The organism is Pseudomonas sp. QD4 (assembly GCF_049199125.1).
In the GTDB taxonomy this organism is placed as follows: domain Bacteria; phylum Pseudomonadota; class Gammaproteobacteria; order Pseudomonadales; family Pseudomonadaceae; genus Aquipseudomonas.
In genome coordinates this window covers 328,665-347,118 of the sequence record NZ_JBLZOM010000002.1, presented here as the reverse complement: position 1 = coordinate 347,118, position 18,454 = coordinate 328,665, and the positions used below count along the sequence as shown (strand labels likewise).

At 61.4% G+C, this 18,454-nt stretch carries 18 protein-coding genes; all 18 read left to right on the top strand.

Going from position 1 to position 18,454, the window contains the following annotated elements; all coding sequences use genetic code 11:
- The 18 genes from ACOZJV_RS12425 to ACOZJV_RS12340 all read left to right on the top strand — a co-directional run bounded on the left by ACOZJV_RS12425 (position 1) and on the right by ACOZJV_RS12340 (position 18,408).
- A complete protein-coding gene (locus ACOZJV_RS12425; protein ID WP_078471273.1) occupies positions 1-1,707 on the top strand; it encodes a fused response regulator/phosphatase in 1,707 nt (568 codons plus the stop codon).
- Between the two features lie 30 nt (positions 1,708-1,737).
- Positions 1,738-2,082: an Hpt domain-containing protein gene (locus tag ACOZJV_RS12420; protein ID WP_078470985.1), complete on the top strand. Its 345-nt coding sequence runs from the start codon at positions 1,738-1,740 to the stop codon at positions 2,080-2,082.
- Positions 2,083-2,189: 107 nt separating this feature from the next.
- Positions 2,190-3,548 (top strand): flagellar hook-length control protein FliK, encoded by a 1,359-nt coding sequence (locus ACOZJV_RS12415; protein ID WP_421547739.1) that lies wholly within the window; start codon positions 2,190-2,192, stop codon positions 3,546-3,548.
- Positions 3,549-3,838: 290 nt separating this feature from the next.
- Entirely contained in the window at positions 3,839-4,339 is a 501-nt protein-coding gene (fliL, locus tag ACOZJV_RS12410) for a flagellar basal body-associated protein FliL (protein WP_078470987.1), read from the top strand.
- A gap of 9 nt (positions 4,340-4,348) precedes the next feature.
- Entirely contained in the window at positions 4,349-5,317 is a 969-nt protein-coding gene (gene fliM / locus ACOZJV_RS12405; protein ID WP_020299284.1) for a flagellar motor switch protein FliM, read from the top strand.
- A 68-nt stretch (positions 5,318-5,385) separates the two neighbouring features.
- Positions 5,386-5,847 (top strand): flagellar motor switch protein FliN, encoded by a 462-nt coding sequence (gene fliN / locus ACOZJV_RS12400; RefSeq protein ID WP_043230301.1) that lies wholly within the window; start codon positions 5,386-5,388, stop codon positions 5,845-5,847.
- Positions 5,848-5,892: 45 nt separating this feature from the next.
- Positions 5,893-6,288: a flagellar biosynthetic protein FliO gene (gene fliO / locus ACOZJV_RS12395; RefSeq protein ID WP_207202405.1), complete on the top strand. Its 396-nt coding sequence runs from the start codon at positions 5,893-5,895 to the stop codon at positions 6,286-6,288.
- Positions 6,289-6,485: 197 nt separating this feature from the next.
- On the top strand, positions 6,486-7,202 hold the full coding sequence (gene fliP / locus ACOZJV_RS12390) for a flagellar type III secretion system pore protein FliP (protein WP_078470989.1): 717 nt from the start codon (positions 6,486-6,488) through the stop codon (positions 7,200-7,202).
- 23 nt (positions 7,203-7,225) lie between these two features.
- On the top strand, positions 7,226-7,495 hold the full coding sequence (gene fliQ / locus ACOZJV_RS12385; RefSeq protein ID WP_078470990.1) for a flagellar biosynthesis protein FliQ: 270 nt from the start codon (positions 7,226-7,228) through the stop codon (positions 7,493-7,495).
- Positions 7,496-7,498: 3 nt separating this feature from the next.
- On the top strand, positions 7,499-8,281 hold the full coding sequence (gene fliR, locus ACOZJV_RS12380; protein WP_078470991.1) for a flagellar biosynthetic protein FliR: 783 nt from the start codon (positions 7,499-7,501) through the stop codon (positions 8,279-8,281).
- 2 nt (positions 8,282-8,283) lie between these two features.
- Entirely contained in the window at positions 8,284-9,420 is a 1,137-nt protein-coding gene (gene flhB / locus ACOZJV_RS12375) for a flagellar biosynthesis protein FlhB (RefSeq protein ID WP_078470992.1), read from the top strand.
- 206 nt (positions 9,421-9,626) lie between these two features.
- Positions 9,627-11,756 (top strand): flagellar biosynthesis protein FlhA, encoded by a 2,130-nt coding sequence (gene flhA, locus ACOZJV_RS12370; RefSeq protein WP_020299277.1) that lies wholly within the window; start codon positions 9,627-9,629, stop codon positions 11,754-11,756.
- An 11-nt stretch (positions 11,757-11,767) separates the two neighbouring features.
- Positions 11,768-13,087 (top strand): flagellar biosynthesis protein FlhF, encoded by a 1,320-nt coding sequence (flhF, locus tag ACOZJV_RS12365; RefSeq protein WP_078470993.1) that lies wholly within the window; start codon positions 11,768-11,770, stop codon positions 13,085-13,087.
- Between the two features lie 119 nt (positions 13,088-13,206).
- Positions 13,207-14,037: a flagellar synthesis regulator FleN gene (gene fleN / locus ACOZJV_RS12360; protein WP_020299275.1), complete on the top strand. Its 831-nt coding sequence runs from the start codon at positions 13,207-13,209 to the stop codon at positions 14,035-14,037.
- Complete coding sequence (gene fliA, locus ACOZJV_RS12355; RefSeq protein ID WP_020299274.1) at positions 14,034-14,774, top strand: RNA polymerase sigma factor FliA; 741 nt, start codon at positions 14,034-14,036, stop codon at positions 14,772-14,774. Before fleN ends, fliA begins: the two co-directional genes overlap by 4 nt.
- A 166-nt stretch (positions 14,775-14,940) precedes the next feature.
- On the top strand, positions 14,941-15,312 hold the full coding sequence (locus ACOZJV_RS12350) for a chemotaxis response regulator CheY (protein ID WP_003183998.1): 372 nt from the start codon (positions 14,941-14,943) through the stop codon (positions 15,310-15,312).
- Between the two features lie 30 nt (positions 15,313-15,342).
- On the top strand, positions 15,343-16,131 hold the full coding sequence (locus ACOZJV_RS12345) for a protein phosphatase CheZ (RefSeq protein ID WP_020299273.1): 789 nt from the start codon (positions 15,343-15,345) through the stop codon (positions 16,129-16,131).
- A gap of 12 nt (positions 16,132-16,143) precedes the next feature.
- Positions 16,144-18,408 (top strand): chemotaxis protein CheA, encoded by a 2,265-nt coding sequence (locus ACOZJV_RS12340; RefSeq protein ID WP_421547738.1) that lies wholly within the window; start codon positions 16,144-16,146, stop codon positions 18,406-18,408.
- Positions 18,409-18,454 lie beyond the last annotated feature (46 nt).

Here is an 18,454-nt window from a genome sequence, read left to right as displayed (position 1 = left end):
ATGCGTTCGATGGCGCGGCCGTTGTGTGTCTTGATTGCCGAGGACGGCGCTGCCGATCGCCTGTTGCTATCGAGCATCGTCCGCCGCCAGGGGCATGAAGTGCTGACCGCCGCCAATGGCGCCGAAGCGGTGGCGCTGTTCGAGCGTGAGCGGCCGCAGTTGGTGCTGATGGACGCGATCATGCCGGTGATGGACGGTTTCGAAGCGGCCCGGCAGATCAAGCAGTTGGCAGGCGAAGCGCTGGTGCCGATTATTTTCCTGACCTCGATGACCGAGAGTGAAGGCCTGGCCCGCTGCCTGGAGGCGGGCGGCGACGACTTTCTGGCAAAGCCCTACAGCCCGGTAATCCTGGCGGCCAAGATCAAGGCCATGGATCGCCTGCGCCGCTTGCAGGACACGGTGCTGCAGCAGCGCGACCAGATCATCCGTCACCACGACTACCTGCTCAACGAGCAGCGGGTGGCCAAGGCGGTGTTCGACAAGGTGGCGCACTCCGGCTGCCTCGACGCGCCGAATATCCGCTATCTGCAATCGCCCTACGCGCTATTCAATGGCGACCTGCTGCTGGCGGCGTTCACCCCGGCCGGCGACATGCATATCCTGCTCGGGGATTTCACCGGGCACGGCTTGCCCGCGGCGGTTGGCGCCATGCCCCTGGCCGAAGTGTTCTATGGCATGACGGCCAAGGGCTATGGCCTGGCGGAAACCCTGCGCGAGATGAATGCCAAGCTCAAGCGCATCCTGCCGGTGGACATGTTCTGTTGTGCGACCCTGCTCAGCCTGAGTTTTCAGCGGCGCGCAGTGGAGGTCTGGAACGGCGGCATGCCCGATGGCTACCTGCACTGCCTGGAAAGCGGGGTGCGCACGCCGCTGGTGTCCCGGCATCTGCCCCTGGGTGTGCTCGGGGCGGAAGCCTTTGACGATCGCACCGAGGTCTGGCCCATGGCACGGGGGGATCGGGTGTTCCTGCTGTCCGACGGGGTCATCGATACCGGCGATGCCGACGATCAATTGTTTGGCGCCGAGCGCTTGCAGCAGGTGTTTGCCGCCAACCGGCACGTCGACAGCCTGTTCGAGGAAATCCAGCAGGCCCTGGCCGATTTTGGCGGCCAGGTGCGTGATGATGTGAGCATGGTCGAAGTCGGCCTGCTGGAGCCGACGCAACTGCGGCCGCCGAGCCTGGTGTATTCCGACAGCGGCCAGTCGTGTCCCCTGGACTGGTCGCTGAGTTTCGAATTTCGCGCGGCCACTCTCAAGCGCTACAACCCGTTGCCGTACCTGTTGCAATTGCTGTTGGAGGTGCATGGGCTGCGGGCCCAGAGCGGAGCGCTCTACAGTGTGCTGGCCGAGTTGTATTCCAATGCCCTGGAGCACGGGGTACTGGGCCTGGACTCGAGCCTCAAGCGAGACGCCCAGGGGTTTGCCCGTTACTACCGTGAGCGTGGCGCGCGTCTGGCCGAGTTGCAGGAAGGCTTTGTCCGGGTGCATCTGCAAGTGGTTCCACAAGCGACCGGCGGTTGCCTGACCATCCGGGTCGAGGACAGTGGCAAGGGGTTTGATATCGAACGGGTCATGGCCAGGCCTCACGACACCGACCGGCTTTCCGGGCGTGGGGTGAGCCTGGTCCGGCAACTGAGCCGCCGGGCCAGTTGGTCAGACGATGGTCGCAGTGCCTGCGTGGAGTTTTCCTGGGAGGCTCAGGCATAATTCGTCGATTCTTGATCAAGGAGTGAACAAGTGGCTGAGATTCATCTGGACCACAACGTATTGAGCGCATTGCAGGAGGTCATGGAGGAGGAGTATCCGGTGCTGCTGGAGACCTTCCTGTGTGATTCCGAGGAGCGCCTGCGCGTGCTGCGCCACGCCGACGATGCCGGCGAACTGGTCGCCACCGCCCACAGCTTCAAGGGCAGTAGCAGCAATATGGGCGCGATTCGCCTGGCGCGGTTGTGCCATGAGCTGGAGCAGCGCGCCAAACAGCCGTCGCTTTCCGGGATCGAAAAACTGGTCGGCGAAATCGACGGTGAGTTCGCCATTGTCCGCAGCCTGTGCGAGCAGGAGCGGCAGCGCTTTCACTGCTGAAGGCTTCGTGGCTGGGGAATTTATCGGGGTAAGGCAAAAGCTGGCTCGACCTTTGCAGTCTTGTCTTCTACCTGTACCTACGATCCCAGTGCAGCGGAGACCGTGTTATGCCACTTGCCCCCAATCTGCTTCTTCAGGCCGCTACGCAGGCCAAGACTCAAGCCGCGTCCGCCAATACTGTGGCGAATGCTCCTGAGCCCGGGGATAAGGCCTCAAGCTTCGCCCAGGTGTACGCCAACCAGTCCCCAAGCAAGGCCCAGAGCGCCAGTGATGGCCCGCTCAAGCCGGCGCGCGACAAGGGCGCGGACACCAGCGCCAAGAAGGATGTCGCCAGCGACAAGGCTGCCGCCCCCGAGCCTGCGGTTGCCGATAGCGGCAAATCCTTGCCTGCCGACAAGGCTGCCAGCAGTGACGACAAAACCGCCAGCGACGATTCGAGCGCCAGCGATACGCCGGTGGCCGATGCGCTGCCCGTGGATCCGACCCTCGACCCGGCCCTGCTGCAAGCCGCGCAAGCCGTGCCTCCGGTCGTGGTGGCTGAAGCGGCGCCGGCTCCGGTGGCCACGCCGCCAGAGGTTGAAGTGACGCCTCTGGTGGCGGCGACGGTGAACAATGCCGCGCCGGCGGTGGCGGTCGAGCCTGCGTTCGATCCCGAAGCCGATCCGCTCGATGCCTTGCCGGCCGTGCGCCTGGCCATGGAGCAGGGTGGGCATGTGTCGGCGAGCAGCCAGGCGCAACCTAAAAACGCGCCGGCGACGCCAACCGATGCCGAGCCGACTTCGGCACAGAACTTCGCCAATGGCATGGCGGGCATGCTTGACCTGCAGTCGGCCAAGGACAGTACCGAGCAAGGCGGCGACAAGGCCTTCAGCGGCCTGATCGACGATGGCCTGAAAGACCTGAAAAGCGCCTCCAGCGATACCCGGGTCGACGATTTCGCCAACCGCCTGGCGGCACTGACTCAGGCGGCCACGCCCAAGACTGCCAATGCCATCCCGGTGAATCAACCATTGGCCATGCACCAGAGCGGCTGGACCGAAGAGGTGGTGAACCGGGTCATGTACCTCTCCGCTACTAACCTCAAGTCGGCGGAAATCCAGTTGCAACCGGCTGAGCTGGGGCGCCTGGATATCCGGGTCAACATGATTCCGGACCAGCAGACCCAGGTCAGCTTCATGAGTGCCCATGCCGGTGTGCGTGAGGCTCTGGAAGGGCAGATGCACCGCCTGCGGGATATGTTCAGCCAGCAGGGCATGGGGCAGGTTGACGTCAACGTGTCTGATCAGTCCCGTGGCTGGCAGGGTCAGGAGCAGCAGGCCCAGCAAGGCCAGAACCGCAGCAGTGGCAGCAGTGCCAATGGTGGGCGCCTGGACGCCATGGATGATGAAACGCCCCAGGGCATCGCGGAAATCGCCGCCAGCACCACGTCGGTGGTTGGCTCCAGTGCCGTGGACTATTACGCCTGACGCCCAGCGCGCCACCTTGTTCGCCGTGCGGGTCGCCCTGACCCGCGCGAGCGGCGTTGCCTCCCGAATATCACGACCGTTTTAGCCGCTGCCGAAGGCTGCGCTGTCCGCCCAAGGCGCCATCTCCCCCCCCGGGGCATACCGTCTTTCATCACGGCTATCGCCAGCTACTGGCGGCCGCGACGGCCTGGCGTGTAGCGGGGCAATGACCGTTCAGACAAATCTGGCATAACACTTGCTCTTGCCTAGGCGTGCAACTGTGAAAACCCGAATAGTGACGGATTATTGGCATGGCGAAGAGCGAAGCAGCAGAGAAACCCCCCGCAGGGAAAAGCAAACTCAAGCTTATCCTCTTGATTGTTGTCGCTTTGTTGTTGGCGATCGGCTTGTCCGTCGGGGCAACCTGGTACTTCATGCACAGTGCCCAGAGCAAGCCTGCACCGACCCCGGAAGCAGCCAGCAACGTCAAGCCGGCGGCGATCTACGAGCCCATGGCGCCAGCCTTTGTGGCCAACTACAACCAGAACGGTCGGCAGCGTTACATGCAGGTGAGCATTACCCTGCTGGCGCGTAACCAGGCCGATCTGGATGCGCTCAAAGTCCACATGCCGGTGATCCGCAATAATTTAGTGATGCTGTTCTCTGGGCAGAGCTTTGACACCCTTGCGACCCCGGTCGGCCAGGAAATGCTGCGCCAGAAGGCCACCGCCAGCGTGCAGGAAGTGGCGCAGAAAGAGGTCGGCAAAGTGGTGGTCGAACAGTTGCTCTTCACTAACTTCGTACTGCAGTAGGAACTCGACATGGCCGTGCAGGACCTGCTGTCCCAGGATGAGATCGATGCGCTGTTGCATGGTGTCGATGATGGTCTGGTACAGACCGATAGTGCTGCCGAGCCCGGCAGCATCAAAAGTTACGACCTGACCAGCCAGGATCGCATCGTCCGTGGACGCATGCCGACCCTGGAAATGATCAACGAGCGTTTTGCCCGTTACACCCGTATCAGCATGTTCAACATGCTGCGCCGTTCGGCGGATGTGGCGGTAGGCGGTGTGCAGGTGATGAAGTTCGGCGAGTACGTGCATTCGCTGTACGTGCCTACCAGCCTCAACCTGGTGAAGATCAAGCCCTTGCGCGGCACCGCCTTGTTCATCCTCGACGCCAAGCTGGTGTTCAAGCTGGTGGACAACTTCTTCGGCGGCGACGGCCGTCACGCCAAGATCGAAGGTCGCGAGTTCACCCCGACCGAGTTGCGTGTGGTGCGGATGGTGCTGGAGCAGGCCTTCATCGACTTGAAGGAGGCCTGGCAGGCGATCATGGAAGTCAATTTCGAGTACATCAACTCGGAAGTGAACCCGGCCATGGCCAACATCGTCGGCCCGAGTGAAGCCATTGTGGTTTCGACCTTCCATATCGAACTCGACGGCGGTGGCGGCGACCTGCACGTGACCATGCCGTACTCGATGATCGAGCCGGTGCGCGAGATGCTCGACGCCGGCTTCCAGTCCGACCTCGATGACCAGGACGAGCGCTGGAGCAAGGCGCTGCGTGAAGACGTGCTGGATGTCGATGTGCCGCTGAGCGCCACCGTGGCCCGCCGCCAATTGCGCCTGCGGGACATTCTGCACATGCAGCCGGGTGATGTGATCCCGGTTGAATTGCCGGACGAAATGATCATGCGCGCCAATGGCGTGCCGGCCTTCAAGGTCAAGCTGGGCTCCCACAAGGGCAATCTGGCCTTGCAAGTGGTCGAGCCGATCGGGCGCCGTTAATCGGCGCCTCACTCTTTTGCTTTTAAACGACTGCTTCTGATTGAAGAGTTGCCCGCCGAGGACAAATGATGGCTAACGATATGAATTCCCAAGACGACCAGGCCCTGGCCGATGAGTGGGCTGCGGCCCTGGAAGAAACCGGTGACGCTGGCCAGGACGATATCGATGCCTTGCTGGCCGCCGATGCCGGCAACGCGTCGGCCCCCGGTCGCCTGCCAATGGAAGAATTCGGCAGCGTGCCGAAGAACCATGAGCCCGTGACCCTGGAAGGCCCGAACCTGGACGTGATCCTGGATATTCCAGTGTCGATCTCCATGGAAGTGGGCAGCACCGATATCAATATTCGCAACCTGTTGCAGCTCAACCAGGGGTCGGTGATCGAGCTTGATCGTCTGGCCGGCGAGCCGCTGGATGTGCTGGTCAATGGCACCCTGATCGCCCATGGCGAAGTGGTCGTGGTCAACGAGAAGTTCGGCATCCGCCTGACCGACGTGATCAGCCCCAGCGAACGCATCAAGAAGCTGCGCTAAGTGAAAAGGTTTCTCGGTGTGTTGCTGGCCCTGCCGGCCATGGTCATGGCGGCCGAGCCCGTAGCGTCGACCGCCGCGCCTTTGCCTGTCGGCAGTGGCAGCGTGGCCGGGCAATTGAGTCAGCTGGTGCTGGGTCTGTTGCTGGTGCTGGGGCTGATTTTCTTCCTGGCCTGGTTGCTGCGCCGTGTGCAACGGGCTGGGCCTGCGGGCAAGGGCCAGGTGATCGACCTGATCGGCTCCCGAGCCCTGGGGCCACGTGATCGGCTGCTGCTGGTGCAGATCGGCAACGAGCAGATCCTGCTTGGCCTGACGCCGGGCAGCATCACCGCCTTGCACGTGATGAAAGAGCCGGTGCAGGTGCCCAGTACCGAGCAGGCGACACCCGAGTTTGCCCAGCGCCTGATGGAGCTGTTGGGCAAGGATCAGAAGGATAGGAAGTAATGGCATTGTCAGGCCCCGTGATAACTACTCCAGGCTGCGCTCCTTCGTCGCACGTGCGAAATTCTGCGTTAAAAACAGGTTCGGACTGCTCATTTACCGCCTGTAAACTCCGCGTCCTCGCCTGTTTTTGCCTTGTCTTTCCTTCGCTCACTACGTTCTCACGCGGCCTGCCGCGCATCCTCTTGACCCTGGCGCTGATGCTGGCCGCGCCGTTGGTGTTTGCGGCCGACCCGCTGTCGATTCCGGCCATTACCCTGGGTACCGGGGCCAACGGCCAGCAGGAGTACTCGGTCAGCCTGCAGATCCTGCTGATCATGACCGCGCTGAGTTTTATCCCGGCGTTCGTCATGCTGATGACCAGTTTCACCCGGATCATCATCGTCTTCTCGATTCTGCGTCAGGCCCTGGGTTTGCAGCAGACGCCGTCGAACCAGATTCTCACCGGCATGGCGCTGTTCTTGACCATGTTCATCATGGCTCCGGTATTTGACCGGGTGAACCAGGATGCGCTGCAGCCTTACCTCGCGGAAAAGCTCTCGGCTCAGGATGCGGTGGCCAAGGCCCAGGTGCCGATCAAGGACTTCATGCTGGCGCAGACCCGTAGCAGCGACCTGGAGCTGTTCATGCGCTTGTCCAAGCGCACGGACATTGCATCCCCCGATCAGGCGCCGCTGACCATCCTGGTGCCGGCCTTTGTCACCTCGGAGCTGAAGACCGCGTTCCAGATCGGTTTCATGATTTTCATCCCGTTCCTGATCATCGACCTGGTGGTGGCCAGTGTGCTGATGGCCATGGGCATGATGATGCTGTCGCCGCTGATCATTTCCCTGCCGTTCAAGATCATGCTGTTCGTCCTGGTGGATGGCTGGGCCCTGATCATCGGCACCTTGGCGGGCAGTTTCGGTGGTGTCTAAACCTTGTTTTCGGGTAATGCACAATGACTCCTGAAGTTGCGGTAGACCTGTTTCGCGAAGCGCTGTGGCTGACCACCATGATGGTTGCGGTGCTGGTGATCCCCAGTCTGCTGGTGGGGCTGGTGGTGGCGATGTTCCAGGCTGCGACCCAGATCAACGAGCAGACCTTGAGCTTTCTGCCGCGCCTGATCGTGATGCTGATCACGCTGATCGTCGCCGGCCCCTGGCTGGTGCAGACCTTCATGGAATACATCCTGCAGCTGTACGGCAGTATTCCGCAGTTGATCGGCTGACCCATGTCCTTGCTGGCGTTGACCGACACCCAGATCAGTACCTGGGTCGCGACCTTCATGCTGCCGCTGTTTCGCATCACGGCGGTGCTGATGACCATGCCGATCTTCGGTACGACTCTGGTGCCGCGGCGGGTGCGCCTGTATTTCGCGGTGGCAATCACTGTGGTGTTGGTGCCTGGCTTGCCGCCGATGCCCGAGGTCCGCGCGCTGGACTTGAGCGCGCTGTTGTTGATCGGCGAACAGGTGATTATCGGCGCGCTGCTGGGCTTTTCCCTGCAGCTGTTCTTCCAGGCCTTTGTGGTGGCCGGGCAGATCATTTCGATTCAGATGGGTATGGGTTTCGCCTCGATGGTCGACCCTACCAACGGCGTCTCGGCGGCGGTGATCGGACAGTTCCTGACCATGCTCGTGACCTTGCTGTTCCTGGGCATGAACGGCCATCTGGTGGTGTTCGAGGTGTTGACCGAAAGCTTCACCACCTTGCCGGTGGGCAGCGGCATGCTGGTCAATCATTTCTGGGAGCTGGCAGGCAAGCTCGGCTGGGTGCTGGGAGCGGCGATGCTGCTGGTATTGCCGGCGATCACCGCACTACTGGTGGTAAACATCGCCTTTGGCATCATGACCCGCGCCGCGCCGCAACTGAACATCTTCTCTATCGGCTTTCCCTTGACCCTGGTGCTGGGGTTGGTGATTTTCTGGGTCACCCTCGGCGATATCCTCAATCAGTACCAGCCGCTGGCCGTTGAAGCCTTGCAGCTGTTACGCAGTCTGGCTCAGGCGCGTTAGCCATGGCGGAAAGCGAGAGCGGTCAGGACAAGACAGAAGACCCCACGGACAAGCGCAAGAAGGACTCCCGTGAGAAGGGGGAGATTGCCCGTTCCAAGGAGCTCAACACCCTCGCGATCATGCTCGCGGGAACTGGTGCGCTGCTGGTCTATGGCGGCGGCCTGGCGTTGGATCTGCAAGAAATCATGCGCCTGAATTTTTCCCTGCCGCGCGAAGTGGTACTCGACACCGGAGCCATGGCTCGCTACCTGCTGCATTCGGGCAAGATCGCGATTCTGGCGGTGCAGCCGGTGCTGCTAACCTTGGTTCTGGCGGCGGTGATCGGTCCGATTTCCCTCGGCGGCTGGTTGTTTGCCGGCAAGAGTCTGGCACCGAAGTTCAGTCGCATGAATCCTGCCAGTGGCCTGAAGCGGATGTTCTCCTCGACGGCGCTGATCGAGTTGCTCAAGGCCTTGGCCAAATTTCTGCTGGTGCTGTTTGTGGCGTTGTCAGTGCTCTCGTCGGACATCGACGACCTGCTGCAAATTGCTCACGAGCCTTTGGAGCGGGCGTTGGTCCACAGCCTGCAACTGGTGGGCTGGAGCGCGTTGTGGATGGCCTGCGGGCTGATCCTGATTGCCGCGGTCGATGTGCCGGTGCAGCTCTACCAGAGCCACAAGAAACTGCTGATGACCAAGCAGGAAGTGCGCGACGAACACAAGGACAACGAGGGGCGGCCGGAGGTCAAGCAGCGCATTCGCCAGTTGCAGCGCGAGATGTCTCAGCGGCGGATGATGGCGGCGATTCCCGACGCCGACGTGGTCATTACCAACCCGACTCACTACGCCGTGGCGCTCAAGTACGACGCCGAGAAGGGCGGGGCGCCGGTGCTGCTGGCCAAGGGCAGCGATTTCCTGGCGCTGAAGATCCGCGAGATTGCGGTGGCCAACGAGGTGCTGCTGTTGGAGTCGCCGGCTCTTGCGCGTTCGATCTTCTATTCCACCGAGCTTGAGGAAGAGATCCCGGCCGGCCTGTACCTGGCGGTGGCCCAGGTACTGGCGTACGTCTACCAGATCCGTCAGCACCGCGCGGGCAAGGGCAAGCGCCCGGATCCGCTCAAGGATCTGCCGATTCCGCCGGATTTGCGGCGCGACTCCTGACGTCAGAGGTGATTGGCGGCACGGCCCGCCAAATGGCATATGGCCTGTATCTGCCCCTTCGCCGTTCCCGGCGTCCTTCATTAGCTCTTCGGCCCGCGACTTAGCGGGCCTTTTGTCGCATGGGCAAAAGTTGGAAGGCTTCTTGCAATACCCGTCCTGCGGCGCTTTCAGGCGTCAAAAGTTTGCTTAAGGAACGGGGAAAACCGGTGGATCGTACTCAGTTATTCAACAGCGCTCGCAGCAACCTGACTGACCTCGGACGGGGCAATCTGGGTGTGCCGGTGTTGCTGTTGGTCATGCTGGCGATGATGATGTTGCCCGTCCCGCCGTTTCTGCTGGACGTGTTCTTCACCTTCAACATCGCGCTGTCGATTGTGGTCCTGCTGGTCTGCGTGTACGCCCTGCGTCCGCTGGACTTCGCCGTGTTCCCGACCATCCTGCTGGTGGCCACGCTGCTGCGCCTGGCGCTCAACGTGGCGTCGACCCGGGTGGTGATGCTCCACGGCCAGGACGGCCATGCCGCGGCCGGCAAGGTGATCCAGGCCTTCGGTGAGGTGGTGATCGGCGGTAACTACGTGGTCGGTATCGTGGTGTTCGCGATCCTGATGATCATCAACTTCGTCGTGGTGACCAAGGGTGCCGGGCGGATTTCCGAGGTGAGCGCACGCTTCACCCTCGATGCGATGCCCGGCAAACAGATGGCGATCGACGCCGACCTCAACGCCGGCCTGATCGACCAGCCCCAGGCCAAGCTGCGCCGCCAGGAAGTGGCGCAAGAGGCCGAGTTCTACGGTTCGATGGACGGTGCCAGCAAATTCGTGCGCGGCGACGCCATTGCCGGCCTGCTGATTCTGTTTATCAACCTGATCGGCGGCATGGCGGTCGGTATCTTCCAGCACGGCATGAGCTTCGGTGACGCCGGTCGGGTCTACGCCTTGCTGACCATCGGTGACGGTTTGGTGGCGCAATTGCCATCACTGCTGCTGTCGACTGCGGCGGCGATCATGGTGACCCGTGCTTCGGGCTCCGAAGACATGGGCAAGCAGATCACCCGCCAGATGTTCACCTCGCCCAAGGCCCTGGCAGTCGCTGCCGGCCTGATGGCGGTGATGGGCCTGGTGCCCGGCATGCCGCACTTTTCATTCCTGACCATGGCGGCGGTGGCTGGTGGTGCCGCTTACCTGCTGTGGCGCAAGCACAACGTGGTCAAGGTCCAGGCTTTGCAAGAGGTCAAGCGCCAGCAGGAACTGCTGCCGTCGCCGGCTCGGGCCATGGAAACCAAGGAGCTTGGCTGGGATGACGTGACGCCGATCGACATGATTGGCCTGGAAGTCGGTTACCGCCTGATCCCGCTGGTGGATCGCAATCAGGGTGGGCAGTTGCTGGCGCGGATCAAGGGCGTGCGCAAGAAGCTGTCCCAGGACCTGGGCTTTCTGATGCCGACCGTGCACATCCGCGACAACCTTGACCTGGCGCCTAGCGCTTACCGTTTGACGCTGATGGGGGTGATCCTGGCCGAGGCCGAGATCTACCCTGATCGCGAGCTGGCGATCAACCCGGGGCAGGTCTATGGCTCGCTCAATGGCATCACCGCCAGGGATCCGGCTTTTGGTCTGGAGGCGGTGTGGATCGAGATCAGCCAACGGGCCCAGGCGCAGTCCCTCGGTTACACCGTGGTCGACGCCAGTACCGTGGTCGCCACTCACCTCAACCAGATTCTGTACAAGCACTCCAGCGAGCTGATCGGCCACGAGGAAGTCCAGCAGTTGATGCAATTGCTGGCCAAGAGCTCGCCGAAACTCGCCGAGGAGCTGGTGCCGGGCGTGCTGTCGCTGTCGCAGTTGCTCAAGGTGCTGCAGGCGTTGCTCGCCGAACAGGTGCCGGTACGTGACATTCGCAGCATTGCCGAGGCCATCGCGAACAATGCCGCCAAGAGTCAAGATACTGCCGCTCTGGTGGCCGCAGTCCGCGTCGGATTGTCGCGTGCCATCGTCCAAAGCATTGTAGGCACTGAGTCCGAGCTGCCTGTGATCACCTTGGAGCCAAGGTTGGAACAAATATTGCTCAATAGTCTGCAGAAGGCAGGACAAGGCCAGGAAGAAGGCGTTCTGCTGGAGCCAAGCATGGCTGAAAAGCTGCAGCGTTCGCTGATCGATGCGGCGCAGCGTCAAGAGATGCAAGGTCAACCGGTGATTCTGTTGGTGGCAGGTCCGGTACGCGCAATGCTTTCACGGTTTGGACGTTTGGCAGTCCCCGGTTTGCATGTGTTGGCGTACCAGGAAATCCCTGACAACAAACAAGTGACCATCGTTGCGACAGTAGGGCCCAACGGCTGAGGTAACGGGTTATGCAAGTTAAACGTTTTTTCGCCGCCGATATGCGTCAGGCCATGAAACTGGTTCGTGATGAGCTGGGCGCAGAGGCCGCCATTATCGGCAACCGCCGTATTGCTGGCGGTGTCGAGCTGACGGCTGCCCTCGACTACAAGCTGTCGGCGCTGGCGCCGCGCGTGCCGAACATGGAGCTCGAGGATGAGCTGCGCAAGACCCAGTCGCGGATCGTGACCGCCCAGGCGGAATTGAGCCTACGTGGCGACAGCGATGCCATGACCAATCGTCAGCTGTTCGCCGGCCTGCCACTGACGGCAGCCGAGCCGCTGATCGAGCCGACTTTTTCCGAGCCGCACCGTCCGGCGCCGGCCCCTGTCGCGGCAGACGGCATTGACCAGCGAGCGTTCGATTCGATGCGGTTCGAACTCAATGGCCTGCGCGAACTGCTGGAAGTCCAGCTCGGCTCCCTGGCCTGGAGTCAGCTGCAAGGCAGTCGTCCGGAGCAGGCCAACCTCTGGCGTCGCCTGCAGCGCATCGGCTTGTCCGGCCCCCTGGCCCGTGACCTGCTGGCGCTGGTGACTGAAATCGACGAACCCCGTCAGGCTTGGCGCATGCTGTTGGCGCACCTGGCGCGGATGATCGTGACCCCTGAGGTCGAGCCTTTGGAAGAGGGTGGCGTGATCGCCATGGTCGGCCCTGCCGGCATGGGCAAGACCACCACCCTGGCCAAGCTGGCGGCGCGTTATGTGCTCAAGTACGGCGCGCACAACATCGCGCTGGTGAGCATGGACAGCTTCCGTATCGGTGCCCAGGAACAGCTCAAGACCCTGGGGCGGATTCTCAATGTGTCGGTGACCCATGTCGACCCGGGCCAGTCCCTGGCGCAGGCGCTCGACCCACTGTTGCGCAAGCGCGTGGTGCTGATCGATACCGCCGGCCTGCAAGCCAGCGACCCGGCCCTGCGCATGCAGCTCGAAAGCCTGGCCGGTCGCGGGATCAAATCGAAGAATTATCTGGTCCTGGCCACCACCAGCCAGAAACAGGTGCTCACCGCCGCCTATCACAGCTACAAGCGCTGCGGGTTGGCCGGTTGCATCCTGACTAAACTGGATGAAACGGCCAGCCTCGGTGAAGTGTTGAGCCTGGCGATCAGTCATGAGTTGCCCGTTGCCTATCTGACCGATGGGCCACGGATTCCTGACGATCTGCACCTGCCGCGTCGGCACCAGTTGGTCAGTCGCGCAGTGAGCGTGCAGATGCAGGAAGAACCCAGCGAAGAAGCCATGGCCGATATGTTCGCGGACCTCTATCACAACCCCGCAAAACGGGTTGGATGAGGATGGTCATGAAGAGATTGCACCGTATCTACATCGATGGTCTGCCATGCATTGTTCCAACGGTGAACGCGCAGCCAGTTATGTGGCCCCGTCTAAGTAAGACAAGGTAAAGAAAGAACATGGGCAGCATGCATCCCGTACAGGTGATTGCGGTGACCGGCGGCAAGGGTGGCGTCGGCAAGACTAACGTGTCAGTGAACTTGTCACTGGCCCTGGCTGAGCTCGGCCGGCGCGTCATGCTGCTGGACGCCGACCTGGGCCTGGCCAATGTCGACGTCCTGCTGGGCCTGACCCCCAAACGTACCCTGGCTGACGTCATCGAGGGCCGCTGCGAGCTGCGCGACGTGCTGCTCCAGGGCCCGGGCGGGATCCGTATCGTGCCTGCCGCCTCCGGCACCCAGAGCATGGTGCACCTGAGCCCGGCCCAGCATGCCGGCCTGATCCAGGCTTTCAGTGATATCGGCGACAACCTCGATGTGCTGGTCATCGACACCGCTGCGGGTATTGGTGACTCGGTAGTCAGTTTTGTCCGCGCGGCCCAGGAAGTTCTGCTGGTGGTCTGCGACGAACCGACCTCGATCACTGACGCCTACGCGCTGATCAAACTGCTCAATCGCGACTACGGCATGAACCGTTTCCGGGTCCTGGCCAACATGGCGCAAAGCCCGCAGGAGGGTCGCAATCTGTTCGCTAAGTTGACCAAGGTCACGGATCGCTTCCTGGACGTGGCCTTACAATACGTCGGTGCAGTTCCTTACGACGAATGCGTACGCAAGGCCGTGCAAAAGCAGCGTGCGGTCTATGAAGCCTTTCCTCGTTCGAAGTGCTCGCTGGCGTTCAAGGCCATTGCGCAAAAAGTCGATACCTGGCCGTTGCCTGCCAACCCACGTGGGCATCTGGAGTTTTTTGTCGAGCGGCTAGTGCAGCAAACAGCAGGACCGGTGCTATGACAGCCAGCGGCTACAACCTGTACAAGAAGTCGGCACGTGACAGCCAATATGAATTGATCGAGCGCTATGCGCCTCTGGTCAAGCGTATCGCCTACCACCTGCTGGCACGGCTGCCGGCCAGTGTCCAGGTCGAAGACCTGATCCAGGCCGGGATGATCGGTTTGCTCGAAGTGTCGACCAAGTACGATGCGAGCAAGGGCGCAAGTTTCGAGACTTATGCCGGGATTCGTATTCGTGGGGCGATGCTCGACGAAGTGCGCAAGGGCGATTGGGCGCCACGTTCAGTACACCGCAATACACGGATGGTGAGTGATGCCATTCGCTCAATTGAAGCTAAAACCGGTCGTGACGCTAAAGATCACGAAGTTGCGGCCGAACTTGAATTGAGCCTCGACGATTATTACGGGATTTTGAACGACACCTTGGGCAGCCGCCTGTTCAGCTTCGACGACCTTTTGCAGGACGGCGAGCATGAAGGGCTGCATGAGGATGGCGCGAGTGCTCATCTCGAGCCGTCACGCGATCTGGAAGATGAACGCTTCCAGGCGGCGCTGGCGGACGCGATTGCCAATTTGCCGGAGCGTGAGCGACTGGTCTTGGCGCTGTACTACGACGAAGAGCTGAACCTCAAGGAAATCGGTGAGGTCCTGGGGGTCAGCGAATCGCGGGTCAGCCAGTTACACAGCCAGTGCGCGGCCCGCTTGCGGGGGCGTTTGGGGGAGTGGCGAGCGCGCTGACAGGCAGTGTGGGGACACTGCGAACGGGACCGGTAAGGCGTGATGCCGCACCGGTCTTGCAGTGTGTATTCCATGCAGTCGTTGAGTGTTACGTCGTATTGATTGAATGGCGCGTTCAGGTGCTGGGCGCGTTTAAGACTGCTTGGAGGTCGAATTGGACAAGAACATGAAAATCCTCATCGTTGATGACTTCTCAACGATGCGGCGGATCATAAAAAACCTGTTGCGTGACCTGGGTTTCACCAACACGGTCGAGGCCGATGACGGTACTACCGCCATTCCGGTCCTCAACAGCGGGAGCATCGACTTTCTGGTAACGGACTGGAACATGCCTGGCATGACCGGTATCGATTTGCTGCGCCACGTGCGCGCCGACGAGAAGCTCAAGCACCTGCCGGTGCTGATGGTGACTGCCGAGGCCAAGCGTGAACAGATCATTGAAGCGGCTCAGGCCGGCGTCAATGGCTACGTAGTGAAACCATTCACGGCTCAGGCGTTGAAAGAGAAGATCGAAAAAATCTTCGAACGCATCGGTTGATGCGCGAAGACATTGCGCCACGGGGGAGCTATGGAGCATAACGAATCTTCATTGGGCGATTTTGAATCGACCCTGAAAAAACATGCCCACGAACTGGTCGAGAGCCTTGAAAAAGGCAAGTTTGGCGAGGCTGTGCAACTGATCCATGAGCTCAATCAGACCCGTGACCGCGGCCTGTATCAGGAAGTCGGCAAGCTCACCCGCGAGCTGCATAGCGCGATCGTCAATTTTCAGATTGACCCGCATATGCCGCAAGCCGAGGAAGTTTCACAGATCACGGATGCCACCGAGCGCCTGTCCTATGTGGTCAGGCTGACCGAGGCTGCGGCCAATCGCACCATGGATTTGGTGGAAAGCAGCACCCCGCTGGTCAACGGCCTGAGCAACGATGCCCAGGCCTTGAGCGCTGACTGGGGGCGCTTCATGCGTCGCGAAGTCGGGGCTGAAGAGTTTCGCGAGTTGGCACGGCGCGTCGACAGTTTCCTGACGCGTAGCGAACAGGAGACCCGGACCGTTTCCGGCCATCTCAACGACATTCTGTTGGCGCAGGATTACCAGGACCTCACGGGCCAGGTGATCAAGCGCGTGACCCAGTTGGTCACGGAAGTCGAAAGCAATCTGCTCAAACTCGTCTTGATGGCCAGCCAGGTCGACCGTTTTGCGGGCATCGAACATGACCGCGAATCGATCCTGGCTGAAAAAGATCCGCAAAAACATCTCGCCAAGGGTGAAGGTCCGCAGATTCATGCCGATAAACGTGAAGACGTTGTGTCCGGTCAGGACGATGTAGACGATTTGCTTTCCAGCCTTGGATTCTAGGAGCACCCATTAATGAGCTTCGGCGCCGATGAAGAGATCCTTCAGGATTTCCTGGTTGAGGCCGGCGAGATTCTAGAGCAATTGTCCGAACAACTGGTCGAGCTGGAAAGCCGACCGGATGATGCGGATCTGCTCAATGCAATTTTTCGCGGTTTTCACACTGTTAAAGGGGGCGCCGGCTTCCTCCAGCTCAATGAGCTGGTGGAGTGCTGCCACATCGCCGAGAACGTCTTCGACATCCTGCGCAAGGGTGAGCGTCGTGTCGACTCGGAGCTGATGGATGTGGTGCTCGAAGCGCTGGACGCGGTGAACGGCATGTTCGGCCAGGTCCGCGAACGGACCCAGGTCACGGCAGCGACTCCGGAGCTGCTCGCGGCTCTGGCGCGTCTGGCAGAGCCTGCGGCTGCGGTAGAGGTGGCAGCGGAGCCTGAAGTGGCTGAAGCGGTGGCCGAGCCGGTGGCTGAAAGCGAATCGGGCGATATCACCGATAACGAATTCGAGCTGCTGCTGGACTCGCTCAACGCCGCCAAGGCCGAAGCCGAGGCGCCTGCGGCTGCTCCGGTGGCCAGCAGCGATGCGGCCAGCGACGAAATCACCGATGCCGAGTTCGAGTCCTTGCTCGACCAGTTGCATGGCAAGGGCCAGTTCGCCCCGGATGCCGTTGCAGCGAGCGAACCTGCCGCGGCGAAAGCAGCGACGCCGGGTGCGAGCGACAGCAACGAAATTACCGATGATGAATTCGAAGCACTGCTCGATCAGTTGCATGGCAAGGGCAACTTTGCCGTGGACGCGCTCGAGTCTGCCGTCGCTTCGGTACCGGCAGCTGCCGCGCCCGTCGCGGCTGCAGCCGGCAGCGACCTGATCAGCGATCACGAATTCGAATCACTGCTCGACGAATTGCACGGCAAGGGCAAATTTTCCGAGGTGGCGGGTGCCGGTTCTGCCGCTCCAGCCGCTGCGACCGCGGCTGCGGTGGCGGCCAAGCCCGTGGTGAAAAAGCCCGAGCCCAAGGCCGAAGCTCCCAAGGCTGCGGCTCCAGCGGCCGCTGCAGCACCTGCTCCGGCACGTGCCGCCGCAGCGCCACCGCCAGAAAAACCCGCCAGTGAAGCCGAGACCACCGTACGGGTTGATACCGCACGCCTGGACGAGATCATGAACATGGTCGGCGAACTGGTGCTGGTGCGTAACCGCCTGGTGCGCCTGGGCCTCAACAGCGGCGATGAAGCCATGCAAAAGGCCGTGTCGAACCTCGACGTGGTCACGGCCGACCTGCAGACCGCGGTGATGAAGACCCGGATGCAGCCGATCAAGAAAGTGTTCGGGCGCTTCCCGCGCCTGGTTCGCGACCTTGCGCGGCAGCTGAAGAAAGAGATCAACCTGGAGCTGGTCGGCGAAGAAACCGACCTCGACAAGAACCTGGTGGAGGCCCTGGCCGACCCGCTGGTCCACTTGGTGCGCAACGCGGTCGACCACGGTATCGAGTCACCGGAAGAGCGCGAAGCCTCGGGCAAGGCGCGCGGTGGCAAGGTGATCCTGGCCGCTGAGCAAGAGGGCGACCATATCCTGCTGTCGATCTCCGATGACGGCAAAGGCATGGACCCGAATGTGCTGCGCGCCATTGCCGTCAAGCGTGGGGTGATGGACAAGGATGCCGCTGATCGCCTGAGCGACACCGAGTGCTACAACCTGATTTTCGCCCCGGGGTTCTCGACCAAGACCGAGATCTCCGACGTCTCCGGACGCGGCGTGGGCATGGACGTGGTGAAAACCAAGATTTCCCAGCTCAACGGTTCGATCAATATTTACTCGACCAAGGGCCAGGGCTCGAAGATCGTGATCAAGGTGCCGTTGACCTTGGCGATCATGCCGACCCTGATGGTCATGCTGGGCAACCAGGCGTTTGCGTTCCCTCTGGTCAACGTCAACGAGATCTTCCACCTGGACCTGTCGCGCACCAACGTGGTCGACGGCCAGGAAGTGGTGATCGTGCGCGACAAGGCGTTGCCACTGTTTTACCTCAAGCGCTGGCTGGTCCGTTCCGCCGCTCATGAAGAGCAGCGTGAAGGCCATGTGGTGATCCTTTCGGTGGGCACCCAGCGGATCGGCTTTGTCGTCGATCAACTGGTCGGCCAGGAAGAAGTGGTCATCAAGCCATTGGGCAAGATGCTGCAAGGGACCCCGGGCATGTCCGGCGCCACCATTACCGGTGACGGCCGCATTGCACTGATCCTCGATGTTCCAAGCATGCTCAAGCGTTACGCCGCACGGCGTATTTGATTCGGGGTGGCGGGGCGATTTGCCTCGCCCCGCCTAACGGAGTGTT